At 67.6% G+C, this 23,169-nt stretch carries 21 protein-coding genes; 14 read left to right on the forward strand and 7 right to left on the reverse strand.

The genetic code is table 11. The annotated features are described in order from the left end of the window. Positions 1-120 precede the first annotated feature (120 nt). The 5 genes from prmC (at position 121) to pepF (ending at position 7,230) form a co-directional block, all read left to right on the forward strand. On the forward strand, positions 121-978 hold the full coding sequence (prmC, locus tag ACODRZ_RS19245; protein ID WP_488972116.1) for a peptide chain release factor N(5)-glutamine methyltransferase: 858 nt from the start codon (positions 121-123) through the stop codon (positions 976-978). A 267-nt stretch (positions 979-1,245) separates the two neighbouring features. After that, positions 1,246-2,130: a DUF4167 domain-containing protein gene (locus tag ACODRZ_RS19250; RefSeq protein WP_488972117.1), complete on the forward strand. Its 885-nt coding sequence runs from the start codon at positions 1,246-1,248 to the stop codon at positions 2,128-2,130. 75 nt (positions 2,131-2,205) lie between these two features. Then, a complete protein-coding gene (gene lnt / locus ACODRZ_RS19255; RefSeq protein WP_488972118.1) occupies positions 2,206-3,855 on the forward strand; it encodes an apolipoprotein N-acyltransferase in 1,650 nt (549 codons plus the stop codon). 44 nt (positions 3,856-3,899) lie between these two features. Further along, positions 3,900-5,114, forward strand: a complete 1,215-nt coding sequence (metK, locus tag ACODRZ_RS19260; protein ID WP_488972119.1) for a methionine adenosyltransferase — start codon at positions 3,900-3,902, stop codon at positions 5,112-5,114. Between the two features lie 244 nt (positions 5,115-5,358). After that, on the forward strand, positions 5,359-7,230 hold the full coding sequence (pepF, locus tag ACODRZ_RS19265; protein ID WP_488972120.1) for an oligoendopeptidase F: 1,872 nt from the start codon (positions 5,359-5,361) through the stop codon (positions 7,228-7,230). Positions 7,231-7,266: 36 nt separating this feature from the next. Here the strand turns inward: pepF and ACODRZ_RS19270 are convergent, their stop codons facing one another. Then, a complete protein-coding gene (locus ACODRZ_RS19270; protein ID WP_488972121.1) occupies positions 7,267-8,145 on the reverse strand; it encodes a fumarylacetoacetate hydrolase family protein in 879 nt (292 codons plus the stop codon). 193 nt (positions 8,146-8,338) lie between these two features. Between ACODRZ_RS19270 and ACODRZ_RS19275 the strand changes: the two genes are divergently transcribed. After that, positions 8,339-8,785: a hypothetical protein gene (locus tag ACODRZ_RS19275; protein WP_488972122.1), complete on the forward strand. Its 447-nt coding sequence runs from the start codon at positions 8,339-8,341 to the stop codon at positions 8,783-8,785. Positions 8,786-8,880: 95 nt separating this feature from the next. Here ACODRZ_RS19275 and ACODRZ_RS19280 read toward each other — a convergent pair whose 3' ends face one another. Continuing rightward, entirely contained in the window at positions 8,881-10,332 is a 1,452-nt protein-coding gene (locus tag ACODRZ_RS19280; RefSeq protein WP_488972123.1) for an NAD-dependent succinate-semialdehyde dehydrogenase, read from the reverse strand. Positions 10,333-10,538: 206 nt separating this feature from the next. Between ACODRZ_RS19280 and ACODRZ_RS19285 the strand changes: the two genes are divergently transcribed. The 4 genes from ACODRZ_RS19285 to ACODRZ_RS19300 are packed head-to-tail and all read left to right on the forward strand — an operon-like array spanning position 10,539 to position 14,953. Then, positions 10,539-12,002, forward strand: a complete 1,464-nt coding sequence (locus ACODRZ_RS19285) for an aldehyde dehydrogenase family protein (RefSeq protein WP_488972124.1) — start codon at positions 10,539-10,541, stop codon at positions 12,000-12,002. A 19-nt stretch (positions 12,003-12,021) separates the two neighbouring features. Continuing rightward, positions 12,022-12,837, forward strand: coding sequence for an SDR family NAD(P)-dependent oxidoreductase (locus tag ACODRZ_RS19290; RefSeq protein WP_488972125.1), 816 nt, complete (start codon positions 12,022-12,024; stop codon positions 12,835-12,837). Position 12,838: 1 nt separating this feature from the next. Next, positions 12,839-13,888 (forward strand): NADP-dependent oxidoreductase, encoded by a 1,050-nt coding sequence (locus tag ACODRZ_RS19295; RefSeq protein WP_488972126.1) that lies wholly within the window; start codon positions 12,839-12,841, stop codon positions 13,886-13,888. Positions 13,889-13,921: 33 nt separating this feature from the next. Continuing rightward, positions 13,922-14,953, forward strand: a complete 1,032-nt coding sequence (locus tag ACODRZ_RS19300; RefSeq protein ID WP_488972127.1) for a DUF2889 domain-containing protein — start codon at positions 13,922-13,924, stop codon at positions 14,951-14,953. Positions 14,954-14,963: 10 nt separating this feature from the next. On the opposite strand, the gene ACODRZ_RS19305 is transcribed toward ACODRZ_RS19300, so the two are convergent. After that, positions 14,964-15,446 (reverse strand): GbsR/MarR family transcriptional regulator, encoded by a 483-nt coding sequence (locus ACODRZ_RS19305; RefSeq protein WP_488972128.1) that lies wholly within the window; start codon positions 15,444-15,446, stop codon positions 14,964-14,966. 72 nt (positions 15,447-15,518) lie between these two features. On the opposite strand from ACODRZ_RS19305, the gene ACODRZ_RS19310 reads away from it, so the two are divergent. From ACODRZ_RS19310 to ACODRZ_RS19325, 4 genes are read left to right on the forward strand one after another with little or no spacing between them, the layout of a single operon-like run. Continuing rightward, positions 15,519-16,322, forward strand: a complete 804-nt coding sequence (locus ACODRZ_RS19310; protein WP_488972129.1) for an SDR family NAD(P)-dependent oxidoreductase — start codon at positions 15,519-15,521, stop codon at positions 16,320-16,322. Then, a complete protein-coding gene (locus ACODRZ_RS19315; RefSeq protein WP_488972130.1) occupies positions 16,319-16,834 on the forward strand; it encodes a nuclear transport factor 2 family protein in 516 nt (171 codons plus the stop codon). The genes ACODRZ_RS19310 and ACODRZ_RS19315 overlap by 4 nt, the downstream gene beginning before the upstream one ends. Then, positions 16,831-17,844, forward strand: coding sequence for an LLM class flavin-dependent oxidoreductase (locus ACODRZ_RS19320; protein ID WP_488972131.1), 1,014 nt, complete (start codon positions 16,831-16,833; stop codon positions 17,842-17,844). Before ACODRZ_RS19315 ends, ACODRZ_RS19320 begins: the two co-directional genes overlap by 4 nt. After that, a complete protein-coding gene (locus ACODRZ_RS19325; protein WP_488972132.1) occupies positions 17,841-18,875 on the forward strand; it encodes a zinc-binding dehydrogenase in 1,035 nt (344 codons plus the stop codon). The genes ACODRZ_RS19320 and ACODRZ_RS19325 overlap by 4 nt, the downstream gene beginning before the upstream one ends. An 8-nt stretch (positions 18,876-18,883) precedes the next feature. Here the strand turns inward: ACODRZ_RS19325 and ACODRZ_RS19330 are convergent, their stop codons facing one another. From ACODRZ_RS19330 to ACODRZ_RS19345, 4 genes are read right to left on the reverse strand one after another with little or no spacing between them, the layout of a single operon-like run. Next, a complete protein-coding gene (locus ACODRZ_RS19330; RefSeq protein WP_488972133.1) occupies positions 18,884-19,333 on the reverse strand; it encodes a MaoC family dehydratase in 450 nt (149 codons plus the stop codon). Between the two features lies 1 nt (position 19,334). Further along, positions 19,335-21,185: an acetyl/propionyl/methylcrotonyl-CoA carboxylase subunit alpha gene (locus tag ACODRZ_RS19335; protein ID WP_488972134.1), complete on the reverse strand. Its 1,851-nt coding sequence runs from the start codon at positions 21,183-21,185 to the stop codon at positions 19,335-19,337. Next, positions 21,182-21,490, reverse strand: a complete 309-nt coding sequence (locus ACODRZ_RS19340; protein WP_488972135.1) for a DUF3088 family protein — start codon at positions 21,488-21,490, stop codon at positions 21,182-21,184. Before ACODRZ_RS19340 ends, ACODRZ_RS19335 begins: the two co-directional genes overlap by 4 nt. Further along, positions 21,487-23,088: a carboxyl transferase domain-containing protein gene (locus ACODRZ_RS19345; protein ID WP_488972136.1), complete on the reverse strand. Its 1,602-nt coding sequence runs from the start codon at positions 23,086-23,088 to the stop codon at positions 21,487-21,489. Before ACODRZ_RS19345 ends, ACODRZ_RS19340 begins: the two co-directional genes overlap by 4 nt. Positions 23,089-23,169 lie beyond the last annotated feature (81 nt).

A 23,169-nucleotide genomic window follows, 5' to 3' on the forward strand; every position in this document is an offset into this window, starting at 1 on the left:
GCGCCTTTCCCCGGGGACCCTTCGACAGGCCCAGGGTGAGCGGAATTTCATGCAGCCGGTTTATTCCCAAGGTCCGCTCATCCAGAGCTGGCCGAAGGATCAGGCGCGGCCGTTCGATTTATGACCAGCCCTCACGCCACTGTCGCCGAGGCCATCCGCGATGCGGCCCTGCGCCTCGCCGAGACCAGTGATACTGCCCGCCTCGATGCCGAAGTGTTGATGGCGCACGGGCTGGGCGTCACCCGCTCGCAGCTGCTGCTCGGCCGTATGCGCGATCCCGCGCCCGAAGGCTTCGCCGTGCTGGTCGCCCGCCGCGCCGCGCATGAGCCGGTCGCCTACATTACCGGCAAGGCCGAATTCTACGGCCTCGAACTCGACGTCAGCCCGGCGACGCTGATCCCGCGCGGCGATACCGAGACGCTGATCGAGGCCGCTCGCGAAGCGCTGGCCAACCGCCCTCCCGCGCGGATCCTCGATCTCGGCACCGGGACCGGGGCGTTGCTGCTGGCGGCGCTGTCGCTCTGGCCCGAGGCGGAAGGGGTTGCGATCGACCGCTCGGCCGACACGCTGGCGGTGGCGCAGGCCAATGCCGATCGCCACGCCCCGGCCGCGCGGCTGCTGGTGGCCGACTGGACGCAGCCCGGCTGGTCGACCGATCTCGGCCGGTTCGACCTGGTGCTGGCCAATCCGCCCTATGTTGAGGACGCGGCCGAACTCGACACCTCGGTGCGTGCCTTCGAGCCGGCCGGCGCGCTGTTTTCCGGCCCCGAGGGGCTCGACGACTACCGAATCCTCGTTCCCCAGTTGCCCGGCCTCTTGGCGCCCGGCGGGATGGCGATGGTGGAGATCGGCTGGCGCCAGGCCGAGGCGGTGGCGGGCATCGGCGCGTCGGCAGGGATGTTTTCCCGGGTTCATCGGGACTTGGGCGGTCGGGATCGTGTCGTCGCGTTTTCGGGGACAAACGTATTTGAGGCGTAAGTTTCCGCTTGGAATCGGGCGCTATAATCCCTAAAGATTACGGCGAACCGGCCGATGGACGATGATTTCCCATACCCGGTTCGCCTCCAGCATTTGCAAGCGGTCGGCGGCGTCAGCGTCTCCGACAGGGCAGATGGGGAAATCGCGGCGGCCGGGGGGCCGGCCGAGATTATGTGACGCGCGGCAATCCGGGCTGATCGGACCGATCTGATCAGGACCGGAGCATGCCAGGGTTTTGAAGCCCGGGGTTTTGAGGAAAGTCATCCCTTGAATAACAACAATCGTGGTAACAACCGTCGCCGCGGGCGCGGGAACAACAACCGCCAGCAGGGCGGCCAGCAGACCAACCGGATCGACAGCAGGGCACGTGGCAATGCGCCGCAGCTTCTGGAAAAGTACCGGAAGCTCGCGCATGACGCGCATCTCAATGGCGACCGCGTGACGGAGGAATACTACCTCCAGTTCGCGGATCACTACTTCCGCGTCATCGCCGATCAGAAGCAGCGCCAGGAAGAGGCCCGTCAGCCGAACCAGCCACGCCGCGACGATCACCGCCAGAGCGATTACGGCGACGATTACGGCTCGTATGACGATCCCTACGGCGAAGCGCCGCCGGCACCCGTCGAACGCGCCCCGCGTCCGGAACGCGAACCGCGCCAGTATGAGCAGCGTGGTGAGCAGCGCCAGTACGAGCAGCGCCCGGAACAGCGTGCTGCCGAGCCTGCCGCCGAAGAGGCTGCCCAGCCCGTCGCCGCCGAGGGGGCCGAGGCCAACGTCTACGAGCCTGCGGAAAACCCCTTCGTGCGCGACAACCGCGCCTCGCGCGGCCTGAAGCAGCGCAAGCCGCGCGGTCCGCGCCGTGATGAGGGCGACGATGCCCGCGGCGAGCAGGGCGAGGTCGAAGCCGGGCAGGCTCCGGCCCCGACCGGCCATGAAGAGCCCGCAGGCTTCGATGCCGCGATGCTTCCGCCCGCGATCTCGGCCAAGCCGGCCCGCAAGCGCACGCCCAAGGCTGCTCCGGCCGAAGCCGGCGCTCCGACCGCCGAAGCCGAGCCTGCTGCCGAGGAAAAGCCGCGCCGCCGCCGTGCCCGCAAGGCTGCGGCTGACGGTGCCGCCGGAGGCGAGGCTGCTGCCGAGGCCGTCGAAGGCTGATCCTCCTTTCCCGGCGCGATGCGTGGAGGACCGTAACTGGTCCCTTGCTTCGCGCCGGGTCGGGCTTACAAGCCCATGGCGATGCAGTCCGACCGGTACGCTTCGCCTTTCCTCAGAACCTTCAACCTGGCCGTGCCCCCGCGGCCGGGTGCGCGCGCGCTGGCGGCCATTGCCGCTGGCGCTCTCGCGGCCTGTGGCTTTCAGCCTTACGCACTCTGGCCGCTGACCCTGATCGCGATTGCATGGTTGCTTGAACTCACGGCCCAGGCGCGGACGGGGCGGCATGTCTTCGCGCTGGGCTGGTGCTTCGGGCTCGGTCACTTCACCCTCGGCAACAACTGGATCGCCACGGCCTTCACGTATCAGGCGAACATGCCCGCGTGGCTGGGCATGATCGCGGTGGTGCTGCTGGCGCTTTATCTCGCGCTGTTCCCGGCCGTGGCACTGCTGGCCGCTTGGCTGGTCGCGCGTCCCGATCGCCTTTCGGACCCGCGCGGATTCGCAGCCCTTGCCATAGGCCTCGCCGGGGCGTGGATCGTGACCGAATGGGTCCGGGCATGGCTGTTCACCGGATTCGCCTGGAATCCGCTGGGTATCGCCCTGCTGGGCGAGTTCGAAAGCCGGGGTCTTGCGGTGCTGGCGCCGTGGATCGGGACTTACGGCCTTTCCGGCGTGCTCGTGCTGCTGTCCGGCGTACCCGGCTTCATGGCTCGGCTGCCGTCGGGCAAGCTGCTCTCGCCGGTGGCCGTGGCGGTGCTGGCGGGCGGGCTTGCCCTTGCCATGCATGCGCCTGCTCCGGAGGTGCGTGAGGGCGCGGTGCGCTACACGCTGGTCCAGCCCGACATCCGGCAGGAATTCATCGACGACCCGCGCTATTTCGAGCGCAATTTCCAGCGGCTCGCGATGCTGTCGCTGCCGCGCACGCCGGGGGACCGGCGAGTCGTGTTCTGGCCCGAATCGGGCCTCGGCGACTTCCTGCGCGACGGCTATCCGAGCTACCTCTACCGTATCTACACTTTCGCCGGCGATCCCGAGATCGCCCGCCGCCGCCTTGGCCGGGTAGTGGGGCCTTACGGGCTCCTGATGACCGGAGCGGTCGACCTCGTCATGGACGGCGAGGAGGAGAAGGCGGCGCGCAATTCGGTCACCGCGATCGATGGAAGCGGCGCGATCCTCGCGGGCTATTCCAAGGCCCACCTCGTGCCTTATGGCGAGTACCTGCCGATGCGCTGGCTGCTGGAGCCGATCGGGCTGAGCCGCCTTGTCGCCGGACAGCTCGATTTCCTGCCCGGACCGGGACCGCGAACCATCGATTTCGGTGCTTACGGCAAGGCCGGGGTGCAGATCTGCTACGAGATCGTCTTCAGCGGCGAGGTCGTCGATCCGGCAAACCGGCCCGACTATATTTTCAACCCCTCGAACGATGGCTGGTTCGGTGCCTGGGGGCCGCCCCAGCATCTCGCGCAGGCGCGGCTGCGCGCGATCGAGGAGGGGCTGCCGGTCCTGCGTTCCACGACTACCGGCATCAGCGCGGTGATCGATGCTGACGGGATCGTGCGGGCCTTCGTGCCGCGCCACCGCGCCGGGCGTCTCGACGGGCTGATACCGCAGGCGCATGAGCCCACCCTGTTCGCGCGACTGGGCAACATCCTTCCGCTCGCGCTTGCCGCTCTCATGATGGCGGTTGCGCTTTGCGTGGTTGCACTCGGTCGCCGTCGGGTCTAGACCGCGCACTCACATAAAGCTTCCTTTATATCCCAAGGGATCACATGCGCAGCAACTACGTCTTCACGTCCGAGAGCGTTTCCGAAGGACACCCGGACAAGGTCTCCGACCAGATTTCCGACGCCATCGTCGATCTGTTCCTGTCGAAGGATCCCGAAGCGCGCGTGGCGTGCGAGACGCTGACGACCACGCAACTCGTGGTCCTCGCCGGCGAAATCCGCTGCAAGGGCATCTTCGAGAACGGCGAGTGGGCCGAAGGCGCGCTCGAGGAAATCGAGAAGACCGTGCGCGCCGTCGTCAAGAAGATCGGCTACGCGCAGGACGGTTTCCACTGGGAGACCTTCGAGTTCATCAACCGCCTGCATGCCCAGTCCGCGCACATCGCGCAGGGCGTCGATGCGGCGGGCAACAAGGATGAAGGCGCGGGCGACCAGGGCATCATGTTCGGCTTCGCCTGCGACGAGACGCCCGACCTGATGCCGGCGACGCTCGACTACAGCCACAAGATCCTGCACCGCCTTGCCGATGACCGTCATTCGGGCGCCGCGCCGTTCCTGGAGCCCGACGCCAAGAGCCAGGTCACCCTGCGCTTCGAGAACGGCGTGCCGGTGGCCGCCACCGCCGTCGTCGTCTCCACCCAGCACGCGCCGGGCTACGACAAGGGCGAGAAGGAAGCCGAGCTCAAGACTTACGTGAAGAAGGTCGTGACCGAACTGCTTCCCGAAGGCTTCGTCACTGATGAGACGGTGTTCCACATCAACCCGACCGGCTCGTTCGAGATCGGCGGCCCTGACGGCGACGCGGGCCTCACCGGCCGCAAGATCATCGTCGATACCTACGGCGGCGCTTCGCCGCACGGTGGCGGCGCGTTCTCGGGCAAGGACCCGACGAAGGTGGATCGTTCGGCGGCCTACGTGACGCGCTATCTGGCGAAGAACGTGGTCGCTGCGGGTCTGGCGACGCGCTGCACGATCCAGGTGTCCTACGCGATCGGCGTGTCCGCGCCGCTCTCGCTCTATGTCGATACCCATGGCACCGGGACCATCGATGACGCCGTTCTCGAAGCTGCGATCGCCAAGGTCTCGGCCGAGAAGCTGGGCGGCCTGACCCCGCGCGGCATCCGCGTCGGCCTTGGCCTCAACAAGCCGATCTACGGCCCGACCGCCGCTTACGGCCACTTCGGTCGCCAGCCCGAGGGCGACCTGTTCCCCTGGGAGCGCACCGATCTTGTCGATGCGCTGAAGGCCGCGCTGGCCTGATTTGGCTGAGGGGTGGTGGTGTTACCACCCTTCGACAGGCTCAGGGTGAGCGGGGGGAGAGCTATCTTTCCAGTACCGCTCAGGCTGAGCTTGTCGAAGCCCCGTGAACCGCGCCCCCCTTCGACCAACCGCCGACGCTGTTCGATCAGCGGCGGCGTTTCTCTTGCAACGATGGGCCAAGCCGATAGCTTCGGCCGATCGACCCCCGCGCTTTTCCGGGCGCAGGGATGCAAGGGACACATCCATGATCGAAACCGACCGTCGCGGCGCTCTCGGCCTTGCCGCCGCGCTTCCTCTCGCCTCGGCGCTGCCCTCTCTGCTCGCCGGCACGGCCCACGCCGCCGATGCGGCAGCGGCGCAGTGGGACCTTACCGACCTTTACCCCGGCCTCGACGCCTGGGACGCCGCGCGCAAGCAGGTTGCCGCCGCGCTGCCGCGCCTTGCCGCCTACAAGGACAGCTTCGGCACTGATGCCGCCTCCATGCTCAAGGCGCTGGAGGACATTTCCGATGTCTCCAGGACGTTCGCGCGGGTCTACGTCTACGCCTCGCTGAAGGCGGACGAGGACGTGCGTGTCTCCGCCAATCAGGAGCGTAGCGCGCAGGTCATGGACCTCTACGCCGCCTTCGGCGAGGCGACCGCGTGGACCGCGCCCGAGACGCTGAAGCTCGGCAAGGACAAGGTCGAGAGCTTCATCGCCGCCGACAAGGCGCTCTCCACCCGCTTCGCCTTCGGCCTGCGCAAGACCCTGCGCGAAGCCGAGCACACGCTCGATGCGAAGGGTGAGGCCCTGCTGGCGGCGGTGTCCTCGCCGCTGTCCGGCCCGCAGACGATCCGCGAGCAGCTGTTCTCCTCCGACATTCCCTGGCCCGAGGTCACCCTGTCGGACGGGCGCAAGACGACGCTCGACGCGCAGGGCTACACCCTGACCCGCGATGCGCCGGGTCGCGAGGACCGCAAGAAAGTCATGGACGGCTTCTTTGGTGAGATGGGCAAGTTCGAAAGCTCGCTCGGCGCGGCTATGGCGGCCAAGCTCAAGGGCGACGTGTTCGAGGCCCGCGCCCGCAACTACAAGAGCTGCCTTGCCATGGCGCTCGCGCCGGGGGCCGTTCCCGAGGGCGTCTACCGCACGCTCGTGGCCGAGACCAACGCGGGCCTGCCGCAACTTCACCGCTCGTTCCAGCTACGCCGCAAGATGCTCAAGCTGCCGGACATCCATTACTATGACATCTACCCGCCGCTGGTCAGCATGGAGCGCAAGTTCACGCTGACCGACATGCGCAACATCACCCTGAAAGCGGTGGAGCCGCTGGGGCCGGACTACGTCAAGCGGCTGGGTGCGGCGACGGCGGCGAAGTGGATGGATCCGTTCCCGCGTCCCGGCAAGCGCCCCGGCGCCTACATGAACGGCTCTGCCTACGGCGTGCATCCGTACCTGCTGCTGAACCTCGGCGAGAACTACGAGGGGCTGTCTACGTATGCGCATGAATGGGGCCACGCGATGCATTCGCTGCTGGCCGATTCGGTGCAGCCTTACGAACTGTCCGACTACCCGATCTTCACCGCCGAGATCGCCTCCACCTGCAACGAGGTGCTGCTGACCGAGTACATGCTGAAGCAGGCGAAGACCAGGGAAGAGAAGATCTACTACCTCGGCATGCGGCTGGAGGGGATGCGCGGCACCTTCTTCCGGCAGGCGATGTTCGCCGAGTTCGAGCTGAAGATGCACGAGATGGCCGAGGCCGGAGAGGGCCTGTCGGGCGAGAGCCTGACGCGCGTCTATCTCGACCTGCTCAAGCGCTACCACGGCCCGGATTTCGTGATCGACGCGCCTTACGCGATCGAATGGGCCTATATCCCGCACTTCTACAGCACCTTCTACGTCTATCAGTATGCCACCTCGATTTCGGCGGGAACGTGGTTCGCGCATTCGATCCTGAACGGCGGCAAGGCGGAGCGCGAGCGTTACCTCGATGTGCTGCGGGCGGGCGGGTCGGCCGATCCGGTCGATATCCTGAAGAAGGCAGGCCTCGATATGACCGCGCCCGATCCCTATCGCCAGCTCGTCGCGGACTTCAAGGCCACCATCGACGAGATCGAAGCGCTGATGGCGTGACACGGTTTCCTCCCCGAGCCTGTCTCGGGGAGGACCTTAGGGGACCATCCCGTCGAGCGGCGTCTTGCGGCCCGGCCCTCCGGTTACCGCGATGCTCATCTCGCCGAGCCCTTCCATCCACGCATGCATCGTATCCCCCGGCACCACCGGTCCGACCGAGCGCGGAGGCGTGCCGGAGAAGATCACGTCCCCGGGATGCAGGGTCATCACCGAGGCGGCGTGCTCCACCAGATCGGCGATGCCGAGAACGAGGCGCCGGGTATTATCGACCTGCCGGTCCTCGCCATTGACGGTGAGGCGGAAGTCGAGGGCGTCCGGATCGGCGATCTCATCGCGCGTGGTAAGCCACGGGCCTATCACGCCATAGGTGTCGAAGCTCTTGCCGAAGCTGGGGAACTCGCTGCCCTGCATCGTCATGTCGAGCCCGATGCAGTAGCCCGCGACATGGTCCAGCGCGTCGGCGGCCGGGATCTCGGTGCCCGCCCTGCCGATGACGATCGCGATTTCCATCTCGTGAAAGGTGGTGCGCTCGGGCCAGCGCAGGACCACGCCGTCGGATGGACCGGCAGCGGCGCTGGTCATCTTGAACAGCAGGCCCAGGCGGCGGGGATGACCGCCGGCGGCCAGCACTTCCTCGAAATTCCCGGCGCCGCAGACGAACTTGCCGGGATTGGCGACGGGGCTCTTCAGCAGTACCCGGGAGAGGGGCGTCCCCATGACGCTATCGGCAAGCGCCTCCATCCGCGGGCGCAGTGCGTCGAGATGGGCGATGAACTGGTCGCCGGGCGGGAAGGGCCAGCGCACTGCGGGAAGCTCTTCGGCGATGGCGGTGACGTCATGGACCGCATCGCCGCGCACGACGCCGACGCGGACCGGCTTATCACGTCGCAGGTGGTAGCGGCAGATCTTCATCATGTCCCTTTCACGCCTTTCCCGCTGGCACGGGTCTTTGCATGGGCCTTGGCACGCAGGGCACAGGGGGCAATTGCCGGGAGTCCGGCAAGCCATCGCGATCGTCCAGAAATGCCCTTGGGAGTATTACGGATGACAGCCGTGTCCCGGCCGGGGATGATGAAGCGGGCTTCAATGCCGTGGAGGGGATTCGTCGATGCTGCGCCGTTCGCACGCCTTGGTCGCATTGCTGCTCGCAACGCCGGCGTTGAGCCAGTCCATACCGGTTCCGAAGGAGCTTTACGGCAGGTACGCGCCGGGCGGAGACTGTACCCGGCAGCCCCGCGTGATCGCGAGCGCGGCGGGTGTCTTTCTCGAAACGGCCGCAGGCAAGGCCGGGCCGCTCCCGGTCGATGTCTGCTTCAGTTGCGCGGGCGGCGCGCGCTATGAGGGGATCCAGATCTGGGTCATGGTGAAATACGGCAAGGACAAGTGGGGCGGGGACAACATGCCCGTGACCATGATGTTCAATGACGGCGAGCGGCGCGGCTCACTCCTGGTGGAGTACGACAATACCCTGCGGACGCCGCTCGGCATGCCGATGACGCAAGTCGTCCAGGCGCGCTCCTTCAGGTTGTGCAAAGGAGCGAAAGCCGGAGCCTGACCCTCGATGGGTTCAGGATGATCCTTCGACAGGCTCAGGATGAGCGGAGGGGGATAAACCGCCAACCCCGCTCAGGCTGAGCTTGTCGAAGCACCTCAGGCCGGTTTGATACCCATGCAGAGGTACTTCACTTCCATGTAGTCATCGAGGCCGTAGTGCGACCCCTCGCGGCCGAGGCCCGATTGCTTGACGCCGCCGAACGGCGCGACTTCGGTGGAGATGAGGCCGGTGTTGATGCCGACCATGCCCGCTTCCAGCGCCTCGGCCACGCGCCACACGCGCGACAGATCGCTCGCGTAGAAGTAGCTGGCGAGGCCGAACTCGGTGTCGTTGGCCATGCGGATGGCGTCCGCCTCGTCGGTGAAGCGGATCACGCCTGCGAGCGGGCCGAAGGTCTCCTCGCGTGCCAGCTTCATGTCGGGCTTCACCCCGGCTACAACGGTCGGGTTGAAGAAGCTGCCGCCCAGTGCGTTGCGCTGGCCGCCCGCCAGAACCGTCGCGCCGCCGTCGACTGCGTCCTTGAGGTGCTCCTCGACTTTCTCGACCGCCTTCTCGTCGATCAGCGGACCGACTTCGGTGCCTGCGTCGAGGCCGTAGCCGACCTTCATCGTGTTCACGCGCGCGGCCAGCTTGGTCACGAATTCGTCGTAGACGCCGTCCTGTACGTAGAAGCGATTGGTGCACACGCAGGTCTGGCCGCCATTGCGGAACTTGGAGATCATCGCGCCTTCGATGGCCGCATCCACGTCGGCATCGTCGAAGACCAGGAACGGGGCGTTGCCGCCCAGTTCCATCGAGCACTTCTTGATCGTCTCGGCGCACTCGCGCAGCAGGTCGCGGCCGATCTCGGTCGAGCCGGTGAAGGTCAGCTTGGCGACCTTGGGGCTGGCGGTCAGCGCCGAGCCGATCTGGCCCGCGCTGCCGGTGACGACGTTGACGACGCCCTCGGGAATGCCCGCCATCTCGCACAGCTGCGCGATCGCCAGCGCCGAGTAGGGCGTGGCCGAGGCGGGCTTGATGACGATGGTGCAGCCTGCCGCCAGCGCCGGGCCGAGCTTGCGGGTGATCATCGCGTTGGGGAAGTTCCAGGGCGTGATCGCGGCGACGACGCCGACGCCCTGCTTGATCACGACGATGCGGCGGTCGGCGGCATGGCCGGGGATCACATCGCCGTAAGCGCGCTTGCCCTCTTCGGCGAACCACTCGATGAAGCTGGCGCCATAGGCGATCTCGCCCTTGCCCTCGGCCAGCGGCTTGCCCTGTTCGCGGCTGAGCAGTTCGCCGAGGTCATCCTGGTGCTGGAGCATGAGTTCGAACAGCTTGCGCATCAGCTTCGCGCGCTCACCGGCGGTCTTGGCGCGCCATGCAGGGAGGGCGGCCTCGGCGGCGTCGATCGCGCGGGCGGTTTCGTCCGCGCCCATCTTCGGCACCGTGCCCAGAACCTTGCCCGAACCGGGATCGGTGACCTCGAAGGATGCACCCGAATCCGCCTCGACCCATTCGCCGTCGATGTAGCACTGCTGCTTCAGGAAATCGGTGTAGGCCATTTCGCGCGGGTTCCTCAGTTGTTTGCCGGTGGAGCGTCTCGGACGGACGCTCGCGGATTCCGGCATGGTCTAGGGACGACCCCTAGCGGTTACAAGCCGCCCCGGCCCCCTGCCACAAGCGCGAGGTCGCCAGATTGACGCCTCTCCACGTGTCGGCTAGTCTCTGATGTGAACAATAATTCGCAAATGTGAAAAAGTCCGGGAGAGTGCGTTTGGAATACGCAGGGTATATCGGCGGCAGGTTCGTGCGCGGCGAAGGCGAGCGGTTCAAGGTGCAGAACCCGTCCGACGAATCGGTGGTGGCCGAAGTGGTCGGCGTTTCGGGCGCGCAGGCCGATGCGGCGATCGGCGCGGCGCGGCAGGCCTTCGATTCCGGCGCATGGTCGGGCCTGTCGATGCAGGAGCGCGCGAAAATCATGACGCGCTTCGGGGAGGCGATGCGCAAACGGGCGGATTTCCTGAAGACATGCGCGATCGAGGAAGCGGGGTGCCCGATTTCGGCGACGGTCATGGGCGCGCAGGTCCACGCACCGCTGCGTATGACCGACGAGATCATCGACCTGTTCCTGCGCCTTCCGCAGCAGGAGGAAAACCCTCTGCCGATCCACGAGCGGGTCAATCCGCACTTCGTCGTGCAGAGCCTCAAGCGCTGGTCGCCGCTCGGCGTGGTCTCGGCGATTTCGGCCTACAACGTGCCGTTCTACACCGCGTTCTGGAAAGTCGTTCCCGCGCTCATGGCGGGTGACACGGTGATCCTGCGACCCAACCCGCTGACCCCCATCTCATCCATGATTTTCGCCGAAGCGGCCGAGGAAGCGGGCCTTCCGCCCGGGGTCATGAACGTGATCGTCGAGCCGGGTCTCGCGGGTGGGTTTGCGATGACCACCGATCCGCGCGTCGATATGGTCTCGTTCACCGGCTCGTGCACCGTGGGGGCCAAAGTGGCCGTGCAGGCAGCGCCAACGCTCAAGCGGTTGGTGCTGGAACTGGGCGGCAAGTCGGCGCAGATCTACCTGCCCGACGCGGTGGCCCGCGCACCTTCGGCGGCGGTTTCGGTCTGCACTTCGCACGCGGGACAGGGCTGTGTGCTGGGCACGCGGGTCTTCGTGCCGCAGGAAAGCAAGGCCGAAGTCCTCGAAACCATGGCCAAATTGCTTGCGGACGTGAAAATCGGACCGGCGAGCGATCCGGCGACCCAGCTAGGCCCTGTCATCAGCGCCGCCCAGCGCGACCGTTGCGCGCACTTCACCCGGGCTGCCGTGGAAGCGGGCGGCCGCGTGGTGTGCGGCGGCAAGCGGCCGGAGGGCATCGCCAAGGGCTTCTACTGGGAGCCCACGGTGCTCGACCTGCCGGACAATTCCAACCCGGCCGCGCAGGAGGAGATCTTCGGACCGGTGGTCGGCGTGATCGGCTATCGCGACCTCGATCACGCGGTGGAGATGGCCAACGACAGCCGTTTTGGCCTCTCGGGCTGGGTCCACGGGGCTGACAAGGTCAAGGCGCTGGAGGTGGGCCTCAAGATCCGCAGCGGCGCAGTGAACGTCAACGGCGCGGTGATGTCGAGCTACGCCAGCGGCGGCGGCATCAAGATGAGCGGCCTCGGCCGCGAACGCGGGGTCGAGGGCCTGCGCGAATTCCAGATGATGACCACCTTCAACATCGGTGGCTGAGGGAACGGGAGCAAGGACGATGGAAGGACTGGTTCAGGGCAAGGTCGCCCTCATCACCGGCGCGGGCTCGGGTCTCGGCCGCGCGGCCGTGCTGCTGTTCTGCGAGCATGGCGCGAAGGTCGTCGCTGCCGACATCGACGGCGACAACGCCGAGGAAACCGCCGCGCTCGCCACGGCGGCTGGCGGCGAGGCGGTGGCGGTCACCTGCAACGTCGCCGATCCCGCCAGCGTCGACGCCGCCGTGGCGCAGGCGGTGGAGCGCTTCGGACGGCTCGACATCATCTACAACAACGCCGGCGTCACCATCAGCCCGATCCCCGGCAAGGGCCTGCGCAGCCTCGTCGAATGCGAGCCCGAGGAGATGAAACGGGTCGAGGACGTCAACATCAACGGCGTCGTCTACGGTTGTCAGGCAGCCATTCGGCAGTTCGATAAGCAGCGGGAAGCGGGATTGGGCGAGGGCGGCGTGATCGTTTCCACTGCTTCGGTCGCCGGGCTGATGGGATATGGCGGCGTGCTCTACGGCGCGACCAAGGGCGCCATCGTCCAGCTGACCCGGGCGCTCGCCATCGAGGTCGCGGACAAGGGTATTCGCGTCAACGCCGTGTGCCCTGCCGGGATGCTCACCCATTACGCGGGCATGGACCCCGACAGCCAGCATCGCGACCGCATCCTCGAAGGGATGGGCAGGGCGCACCCGCTGGGCAAGGCGATCGATCCGCGCGATACCGCCTCGGCCGCGCTGTTCCTGGCCTCCGATCTCGCCTCCAACATCACCGGCGTGAACCTTCCCGTCGACGGCGGACTGTCCGCCGGGCGCAAGGCGGGTGGTTGAAATGGCGGCCACGATGAAGCAGGTGGTGCTGGCCGCTTACGCCAGCGGCAATCCCCGGCCCTCCGATTTCCGTGTGGAGGAGGTGCCCTTGCCCCGGCCGGGCGAGCGGGAGATCCTGCTGAAGACGCTCTACATCGCGGTCGATCCGCTGCTGCGTTTTGCGGTCGACGAGACGGTGCTGACAGGAGCGGGGCGCATGGAACTGGGACAGCCCATGGTCGGCCCGGTAGTGAGCGAGGTCGTCGCCTCGAACCATCCCGACTACGTGCCGGGCGACGTGGTGGAGGGCCGCTCCGGCTGGCAGGAATACGCGGTGCTGGCGCCGGACCGGAGCGACTATCGCGGGCCGCCGCGCAAGCTCGATCCCGCACTGGCGCCGGTTTCGACCGCACTCGGTGCGCTCGGCGGGCCGGGGCAGACCGCTTACGAGGGGATCGTCAATGTCGGCCGGGTCAAGGCGGGCGAGACGGTGGTGATCTCGGCGGCGGCGGGCGCTGTGGGCTCGATCGCGGGGCAGATCGTCAAGGTGCTCGGCGGCCGGGCGGTGGGCATCGCGGGCGGCGCAGCGAAGTGCGCGGCGCTGCTCGACCTCGGCTTCGACGCGGTGGCCGACTACAAGGCCCCGGACTTTGCCCGGCAACTGGAGGCAGCGATGCCGGAGGGGGCGGAGGTCTACCTCGACAATGTCGGCGGCGACGTGACGATGACCGTCCTGCCGCTCCTCAAGCGCGGCGCGCGCATGCCGATGTGCGGGTTCATCGCCTATTACGGGGTCGGGATGGAAGGGCCGGGACCCGATCGCCTGCCCGGCTTCTACCGCCTGATCATGAACAAGGGGCTCGAGATCAGGGGCTTTGCCGGAATGCTGGCCGGACAAAAGGGTCTGGAGGATATCGCCCGGTGGATGAAGGAGGGGCGCATCCGCTTTGCCCAGGCCATCGAGGAAGGCATCGACGCGGCCCCGGCGGCCTTTTCCAGCGTGTTTTCGGGGCATGACCATGTCGGCAAGCTGCTGGTTCGGGTGGCTCCGGAGCGTTCACCCGGGGCTTGATCGCGGGGGCGGGAGGGTGCAGCGTTCCTGGTAATGGATACGATCACGCTTCCGCCGCCGCCGCGCCGCACGGCCAATCCCGCCCCGCTGCGCCCGGCGGGCTCGGTCCGGCGCACGACCAGCATCGACGTCTCGTGGCCCGATGGTCTCGACGGCCAGCGCCGTTTCATCGGCGCCGCGCGCGACTTGTGGACGCCGCTTGCCGGAGAGGACGGGCTGACCCTCGCCGAGGGGCGCTACGAAGCGCGCATGACCGAGGACAAGACGATCACCGCGATCACCGCGCAGCCCTCCAGCGATGCGATCGGGCAACTCGTCGGTGCGCGCGCGGGCGGGCATCTGCGCGGACTGCTGCGCGAGATCATGCCGGACATGGTCGCCGCCGCGCATCCGCTCTACATCGTGCTCGACGATCTGTCGGGCACGGCGCTGGTCAGCTCCTTCGCGTGGTCGCAGTGGCATCCTGACTGGGCCGATCGCCTGCGCGAAAAGCTGGGCGAGGAACGGCACGCACAGATGATGGCGCAGCGCGTCAACGTGTGCTGGGGCCTGCAGGAGGGCAACAGCGGCATGACGGACGACGTCGATCCGGAAAAGGTCGCAAACGCCGATGCAGGCGACTTGCGCAACCCCGGCGACCCGCTCGGCTGGCACGATCTGGCCGAGGACGAGGGACCGGGCTTTCGCCGCGCCCGGCGCATCGACGTGACGCGGGACGCCGAAGCGGGCGTGATCGTCATCGATTCCGCCTTTCAGGACAGCGCCAGGCGGCGCGACGGCAGCCGCGTGGCGATCCACGAATACCGCCTTACCGCTCGCGCCGATGCGGCCACGCTGGAACTGCTCTCGCTCGAGCCGGAGGCGCGCATCCTGCCCTTCTCCGAGTGCCCCGGAGCGATCGCGAACACGCAGCGGCTGGTCGGCCGCAACCTTGCACAGATCCGCGAGGAGGTGCTGGCCCAGCTGCGAGGGCCGCAGGGCTGTACGCACCTGAACGACGCTCTGCGCGCGCTTGCCGACGTGCCTGCCCTGGCGGCGCGGATCGAGGGTGCGGCCGGGAGCTGACGCGCCCCGCCTACCGCACGAGTGTCGCGGCTTCCTCGGTTCGGGCCGGCGGCGCATCGGCAACCACATGCTCGATCGCCTCGCGCATCGCAGTGTAGAATGCACCGATGCGCGCAAAGCGTTCGGCGACCGGCGCGGCAATGTCGCGCTGGCGTTGATCGGCGAACAGGCGCACCTGGCGATCGAGCAACTGCGCCTTCTCGACGAAGGGTCCGCTGAATTCGGGCGGCACCGAATAGTAGATGCGGCGCGTTCCCGGCTCGCCCTGCCTTCGCGCGTTGCCGCAGTGTTCGAGCGTGCGTGCGGCGACGCTGGCGTTGCTCTTGCTCATGCCGAGATCGGCGGCGATTTCGTCGAGTGTCGCCGGCTCCTCGCGAAGAAGCAGGTAGGCGTAGATGCGTCCGACCGGCCGGGGCCAGCCCCAGGGGGCCATCAACATCGCCATGGCGTCAAGAAAGGCTTCGTCCTGCTGTGACAGCTTGATGTTCGTCATATTCTGTATTTACTGAATTTGATTGTCGGACGCCAGCGCAAATGCCGGGCGTGTCGCAAGGGAGACGATGGCATGCAGGAGGCGACGTTCAGAGCGCGCTATGGTCCCTGGGCACTGATCGCCGGGGCATCGGAAGGGACCGGCGCGGCCTTTGCGCGCCAACTGGCGGACAAGGGGATGAACCTCATCCTCGTCGCCCGGCGCGCAGGGCCGCTGGAGGCGCTGGCGAATGAACTGCGCGCAAGGGTGGAATGCGTGACCGCCTCGATCGATCTGGCCGAAGCCGATGCGGCCGGGCAGTTGCAGGCGATCGCTGCGGGACGCGAAGTGGGACTGCTGATCCTCAACGCGGGTGCGGATCCCAACGGCGCGATGTTCCTCGATACCGAGGTCGCCAACTGGGATGCGCTGGTCGCCCGCAACGTGGTGACGGTGACCCGCGCGCTCCACGCTTTCGCCGCGCCGATGCGCGCGCGGGGACGGGGCGGGCTGATGGTGGTCGGTTCGGGCGCCTGCTACGGCGGGCTGCCCGGCATCAACGTCTACGCCGCGACCAAGGCCTTCGACCTCGTGCTGTGCGAGGCGCTCTGGGCCGAACTGGAGCCGCACGGTGTCGACGTGCTCAGCTTCGTGCTCGGCCGGACCGATACCCCGGCCCATCGTGAACTGATGGCGGCCCGCGGCATGGCGGTGCCCGGCGGCCTTGCCGATGCCGACGAAGTGGCGCGCCTCGGCCTTGCGCGCCTGCCGTTCGGCCCGGTGTGCAACTGGGGCGAGGCCGACGACGAGGCGGTCATGTCCGCGTCCTCCGCCGCCCAGCGGCGCGAGCGGATCCGACGGATCGCGGCGATCTCCGCCGCTTATGCAAAGGGATGAGCGAGATGCGCGAACTGGCGGACAAGCAGGCCATCACCGAGCAGCTCTACCGATACTGTCGCAGTGTCGATCGGCTCGATACGGCGCTGGGCCATGCGGTGTTCCACGAGGATGCGACCGTGGACTACGGGGAGCGGGGCTTCAAGGGCGGAGGCCACGCGGCGATCGACTGGATCTGCGCGGCGCACGGCGGGCTCCTCGCGCATTCGCACCAGGTCACCAACGTGTTGATCGAGGTGAATGGCGACCGGGCCGGGAGCGAGGCCTACGTCACCGCGACGCTGCGGATGGAGCGCGAGGGCAAGCTGCTCCAGATGGAAGTATGGTCGCGCTACTGTGATCGCTGGTCCCGGCGCGGCGGGGTCTGGCGCATCGACCGCCGCGATACCGTCACCGACTACGATTGCGTGCGCGACGTGACCGAGATGTACCGCCATGACCGCGCGCGCCGGGACCGGGGCGATCCGTCCTACACGGCACTTGCCCACGGCCTGCAGGGAGCGGCGAAATGAAGGACTTCACGATTTCCGTCTCGTTCGACATGCGCTCGCCGCAATGGGCGAGCCCGACGCCGCAGCTCTACCGAGCCGCGATCGAGATGGCGGCCTTCGCGGATGAGATCGGCGCCGACCAGATCGGCCTGATGCAGCATCACGGCTCGGAGGACGGCTATCTGCCGCAGCCTTTCGTCCTCGCGGGCGGCATGGCGGCGGTGACCAGGCGCATCCGCTTCCTGCTGGGCGCGGTGATCCTGCCGCTGCACGATCCGCTCGAACTCGCCGAGCAGATCGCGGTGCTCGACAACATGTCGAACGGGCGGCTGGGGGTGATCTTTGGTGCAGGCTACGTGCCGCACGAATTCGCGATGTTCCGCCAGTCGCTCAGGGACCGGGCGAAGCGGATGGACGAGGGGCTGGAGATCATCCTGCGCGCGCTGAAGGGCGAGCGTTTCGAGCATGACGACGGCACCGGCCCGCGACCGATCTTCGTGCGCCCGCTGCCGGTGCAGGAGCCCGAGGACATCATCCTCGTCGGCGGCGGCGTGCCGGCCTCGGCCAGGCGGGCTGCGAAGTTCGGGGTCGGGTTCGGGCCGATGAAGGGCGACCTCGTCGACATCTACCACGCCGAATGCGCGCGGCTGGGACATGCCCCGCGCCGGTACTTCCGCCCGCGCCCGGGCATGCCCATGGCGATCCACTTGTGCGAGGATCCGGATCAGGGCTGGGACGCCATCGCGCCGCACGCCGTTCATGTGATCACCGAATACGCGAATTGGGCCGAAGCCGAGGGCGACGGCTCCAACTCGCCCTTCAAGGGGCTCACCGATCCCGCCAAGCTGCGCCACGCCGGGCTCTTCGCGGCGTGGACGCCGCAGATGCTGCTCGACAAGGTGGGCGCGGCAGAAGGCGGCAACATCGGCTTCCAGCCCCTGCTTGGCGGCCTCGCGCCTGAGGAGGGGTGGAAGAACCTGAGGCTGCTTGCCGCGACGATGCCGGCGCTGCGCGAGGCGATGGCGGCATGAAGGCGGCCTGCATCGAGAACGGCGCGGTGCATGTGCGCGAATTGCCCGACCCGGAACCGCGCCGGGGGCAGGCGCTGGTGCGCACGCATTCCTGCGGATTGTGCGCATCGGATGCCCACTTCCTGACCGGCGGTCGTCACGTCATCGAGCTGTCGCGGCGCATGGGCGGGCCTTATGCGGGGCTCGACGAGGCGCGTCCCTTCGTGCCGGGTCACGAGTTCGTCGGCGAGGTCATCGACTACGGTGCGGGTAGCCGCCGCCCGGTCGCGCCCGGACGGCGGGTGACTTCGGTGCCGATCATGCGGCAGGGCGGAGCCCACGCCGTCGTCGGTTTCAGCCACGATTGTCCGGGCGGGTGCGGAGAACTGATGCTGCTCGACGAGGACTTGCTGCTCGAAGTGCCCGAGGGTCTGCCGGACGATCATGCCGCCCTGATCGAACCGCTTGCCGTGGGCCTCGAACATGCGCGGCGCGGCCGCCCCGGCAAGGACGACGTGGCGCTGGTGCTGGGCTGCGGGGCGATCGGGCTGGGCGTCGTCGCGGGTCTTGCTCTGGCGGGAGCGGCGCCGATCGTCGCGGCCGACTTCCACGCCGACCGGCGGGAACTGGCGCTGAAGGCGGGCGCGCACATCGCCATCGACCCGCGCGAAGTCGATCCCTACGGGCCGCTGCCCGATCTCGGCGGGCGGCGCGTCAATCTCGTCTACGAGAACGTCGGCGTGCCCGGCATGTTGCAGCGGATCATCGAGAGCATGCCGTTCGACGGCCGCCTCGTCATGGGCGGCTATTGCATGGAGCCCGAGCCGCTCTACGTCTTCGCCGCCCAGAACAAGCGGCTCAACATCCAGTTCGCCGGCGGCGAGGAGCCGCAGGACATGGACCTCGCGATGCGCAGCATAGCCGAGGGCCGGATCGACGTGGCGCCGTGGCTTGGCGAGCGTATCGGGCTCGGCTCCGTGGCTGCAGCGATCGCCAATCTCTCCGGTCCCGGAACACCGGTACGCACGGTGGTCGATCCGCGCCTGATGTGAAGAAGGGCCTACTCCTTCTTCTTCAGCAGCACCGTGCGCAGCATCGACAGCGCCACTTCCCCGCGCTGGTTGGTCAGTTCGTGCCGGAACACGACGATCCCCTGACCGGGGCGCGACTTGCTTTCGCGCATCTCGACCACTTCGCTCGAGCAGGTCAGGGTATCGCCGATGAAGGTCGGCTTGGGCGTCACCACCTTGTCGAAACCGAGGTTGGCGACGAGCGTGCCGACCGTCGTGTCCGCGATCGACAGGCCCACCGCGAGGCTGAAGGTGAAGGTCGAATTGACCAGGATCTGCCCGAACTCGCTGGCCTTGGCGGTCTCGGCATCGAGGTGCAGGGGCTGCATGTTGTGGGTCATCGCCGAGAACAGCAGGTTGTCGGTCTCGGTCACGGTTCGGCTGGGCTGGTGGGTCAGGCGGTCACCGACCTGCCATTCGTCGAAGAAACGTCCGGGCATCCTATTGGGTCTCCTCGATCTGCGCGAGCAGGGCATCGACCTGCACCTGCTGGCCGGCGACTGCCGCGAGCGCCGCGACCGTGCCGTCGAACGGCGCGGTGAGGGTGTGCTCCATCTTCATGGCTTCAAGGGTCAGGAGCTTCTGTCCCCTGGTCACCGTCTGGCCCTGTTCCACCTCGACGGCGATGACCTTGCCCGGCATCGGCGCCAGGATCGCGCCGGAACTGTCCGCCGCGCCATGCGCGCCGTCGCGCCGCCATGGCGCCAGCAGCCAGGCCTGCCCCTGTTCAGTGACAAGGACGCTACGGGCAGGCTCGTCGCTGCCGCCGTCGATTTCGATCTCGACTTTCTCGCCGTCGAGCAGGAACCACGCGGCGGTGCGCGGCGGCGCGTTCAGCCGCAGGCCGGGGGCGATGCCGACCGGGACGAGCGAGGCGGCGGCAGCGCGAAGGGCATCAGCAGAGGGCACCGGCGGCTGCGCCAGAGCCTCGCCGTCGCGCCCGATCAGGCCGGTATCGACTTTGCCCGCCGCGAAGTCGGGGTGCTGCAGCGCTTTGACGAGGAACGAGGCATTGGTGCGTACCGGCCAGACGGCGGTGTCCTCGAGCATCGCGCCGAGCCGTTCGCGCGCTTCGTCGCGGTCGTCGCCCCAGGCGATGATCTTGGCGATCATGGGATCGTAGAAGGGCGAGACTTCGGCGCCCTCGTAGACGCCGGTGTCGATGCGCCCTGTTTCCTTGGCGCCTTCGGATTCGCCGAATTGCAGCAGTTCGAGGCGGCCGATGCTGGGAAGGAAGCCCTTCGCCGGGTCTTCCGCATAGAGGCGCGCTTCCATCGCCCAGCCGTCGATGGTCAGGTCGTGCTGCGCCAGAGGCAGCGGCTCGCCGCTGGCAACGCGCAGCTGCCATTCGACGAGATCGACCCCCGTGATCGCCTCGGTGACCGGGTGCTCCACCTGCAGGCGGGTGTTCATTTCCATGAACCAGATGCGGTCGGCGGAGAGTGCACCAGAGCCGTCGGCGATGAACTCGATGGTCCCGGCGCCGACATAGTCCACGGCCTTTGCGGCGCGCACGGCGGCGGCGCACAGCGCTTCGCGCGTGGCGGCATCCATGCCGGGCGCGGGGGCTTCCTCGATGACCTTCTGGTGACGGCGCTGAAGCGAGCAGTCGCGCTCGAACAGGTGGACGACGTTGCCGTGCCGGTCGCCGAAGACCTGCACCTCGATGTGGCGGGGAGAGGCGATGTACTTTTCGATCAGCACGTGGTCGTTGCCGAAAGAGGCCGCCGCCTCGCGCTTGCAGGAGGCGAGCGCGTCGGCGAAGGCGTCGGCACTCTCGACGAGGCGCATGCCCTTGCCGCCGCCGCCGGCGACCGCCTTGATGAGCACCGGATAGCCGATTTTGTCGGCCTCTTGCCTAAGCAGGTCGGGTTCCTGGTCCGCGCCCATGTAGCCCGGCGTCACCGGCACGCCGGCTTCTGCCATGAGCTTTTTAGCGGCGTCCTTGAGGCCCATTGCCGTGATCGAGGACGGGTTCGGCCCGACCCAGACCAGCCCTGCGTCGATGACGGCCTGCGCGAACTCGGCGTTCTCGGACAGGAAGCCGTAACCCGGGTGAATGGCCTCGGCACCGGTCGCCTTCGCGGCGGCGAGAATCTTCTCGCCCACAAGGTAGCTTTCGCGCGTGGGCGAGGGGCCGATGTGGACGGCCTCGTCGGCCTCGCGAACGTGGAGCGCCTGTGCATCGGCGTCGGAATAGACCGCGATGGTGCGGATGCCCATGGCGCGCGCGGTACGGATGATGCGGCAGGCGATCTCGCCGCGGTTGGCGATGAGCAGAGAAGTGATCATGGGTGACGCTCCGGGAAGCCGTGGCGGGTATGGAGGGCTGCCAACAGCGGCTCGATTGCGTTGACGAAGCCGCCCTCGGTAAAGGCCAGCGCAGGCAGGTTCTGGTTTTCCTCGCCCAGTACCGCGACGACTTCGGCGCGGGGGCGCGGCCATCCGACGCGCACGACCTCGATGTTCGCGGCGCGGTCAGGGAACAGCGCCAGCAGGCCCTCCACCGTGACGCTGTCCTTGCAGTAGAAGCGGCGCCCTTCGTAGGCCGGGTCCGGCCAGTCGAAGTCGAGCACGAACAGGGTATCCCGGCTCACATCCGGAACACCCCGAAGCGGGGCGCCTCCTCGATCGGGGCTTCGAGGCACGCGGAGAGTGCCAGCCCGAGGACGTCGCGGGTCTGCACCGGGTCGATCACCCCGTCGTCCCACAGCCGCGCGGTGGCGTAATAGGGGTTGCCCTCGTCCTCGTACTTCTGGCGGATCGGGGCCTTGAAGGCCTCTGCATCCTCGGCGGACCACTTCGCCGCATCGCGGTGGACCGTGGCCAGTACCGAAGCCGCCTGCTCGCCGCCCATTACCGAGATGCGCGCATTGGGCCAGGTGAACAGGAAGCGCGGGTCGTAGGCGCGCCCGCACATCCCGTAGTTGCCCGCACCGAACGAGCCGCCGATCAGCACCGTCAGCTTGGGCACTTGCGCGGTGGCGACAGCGGTGACCAGCTTGGCGCCGTGCTTGGCGATGCCCTCGGCCTCGTACTTGCCGCCGACCATGAAGCCGGAGATGTTCTGCAGGAACAGCAGCGGGATGCCGCGCTGGCAGGCCAGTTCGATGAAGTGCGCGCCCTTCTGCGCGCTCTCGGAGAACAGCACGCCATTGTTGGCGAGGATCGCCACCGGCAATCCGTGGATATGCGCGAAGCCGCAGACCAGCGTGGAGCCGTAGAGCGCCTTGAATTCATGGAACTCGGAGCCATCGACGATACGGGCGATCACTTCGTGGACGTCGTAGGGCGCGCGGACGTCCTCGGGGATGATCGAGTACAGATCTTCCGCCGCATATCTGGGCGGGCGCGCGTCCTGCACATTCAGGCCGTGGCGATACGCCGGACCGAGATGGCTGACGATGTCGCGCACGATGGTCAGCGCATGTTCGTCGTCCTGCGCCAGATGGTCGGTGACGCCCGACTTGCGCGAATGGAGATCGCCGCCGCCAAGGTCCTCGGCGCTGATGATCTCCCCGGTCGCGGCCTGTACCAGCGGCGGCCCGGCGAGGAAGATGGTGCCCTGATCCTTCACGATCACCGTCTCGTCGCTCATCGCCGGGACATAGGCGCCGCCTGCCGTGCAACTGCCCATGACGCTGGCGATCTGCGGGATGCCGCGCGCGCTCATCTGCGCCTGGTTGAAGAAGAAGCGTCCGAAGTGGTCGCGGTCGGGGAAGACCTCGGCCTGGTTGGGCAGGTTGGCGCCGCCGCTGTCGACGAGGTAGATGCAGGGCAGGCGATTGGTCGCCGCGATTTCCTGCGCGCGGATGTGCTTCTTGACGGTGAGCGGGAAATAGGTGCCGCCCTTCACCGTAGCGTCGTTGGCGAAGACCATGCACTGTCGGCCCGATACCCGGCCGATCCCGGCGATGATCCCGGCGCCGGGCACTTCGTCGCCATACATGCCGTTGGCGGCAAGCTGGCCGATTTCGAGGAAGGGCGATCCGGCATCGAGCAGGCGTTCGACACGGTCGCGCGGGAGCAGCTTGCCCCTCGCCAAGTGCCGTTCACGTGCCCTTGTGTCCCCTCCGAGTGCCGCCTTGGCCACCCGCTCGTGCAGGTCCGCAGCGAGCGCGCGGTTGTGCGCGTCGCGGGCCTTCGCTTCGGGACTGTCGCTGTTCAGCTGGGTCTGCAGGACCGGCGCGCTCATGCCTCTTCCTTCGTTGCGGGCGGCATCTCGCCAGCCTCTTCGATTTGCCGCATCTATCTAGACAGCTCACAACGAAAGCGG

Source organism: Novosphingobium sp. FG90 (assembly GCF_057808725.1).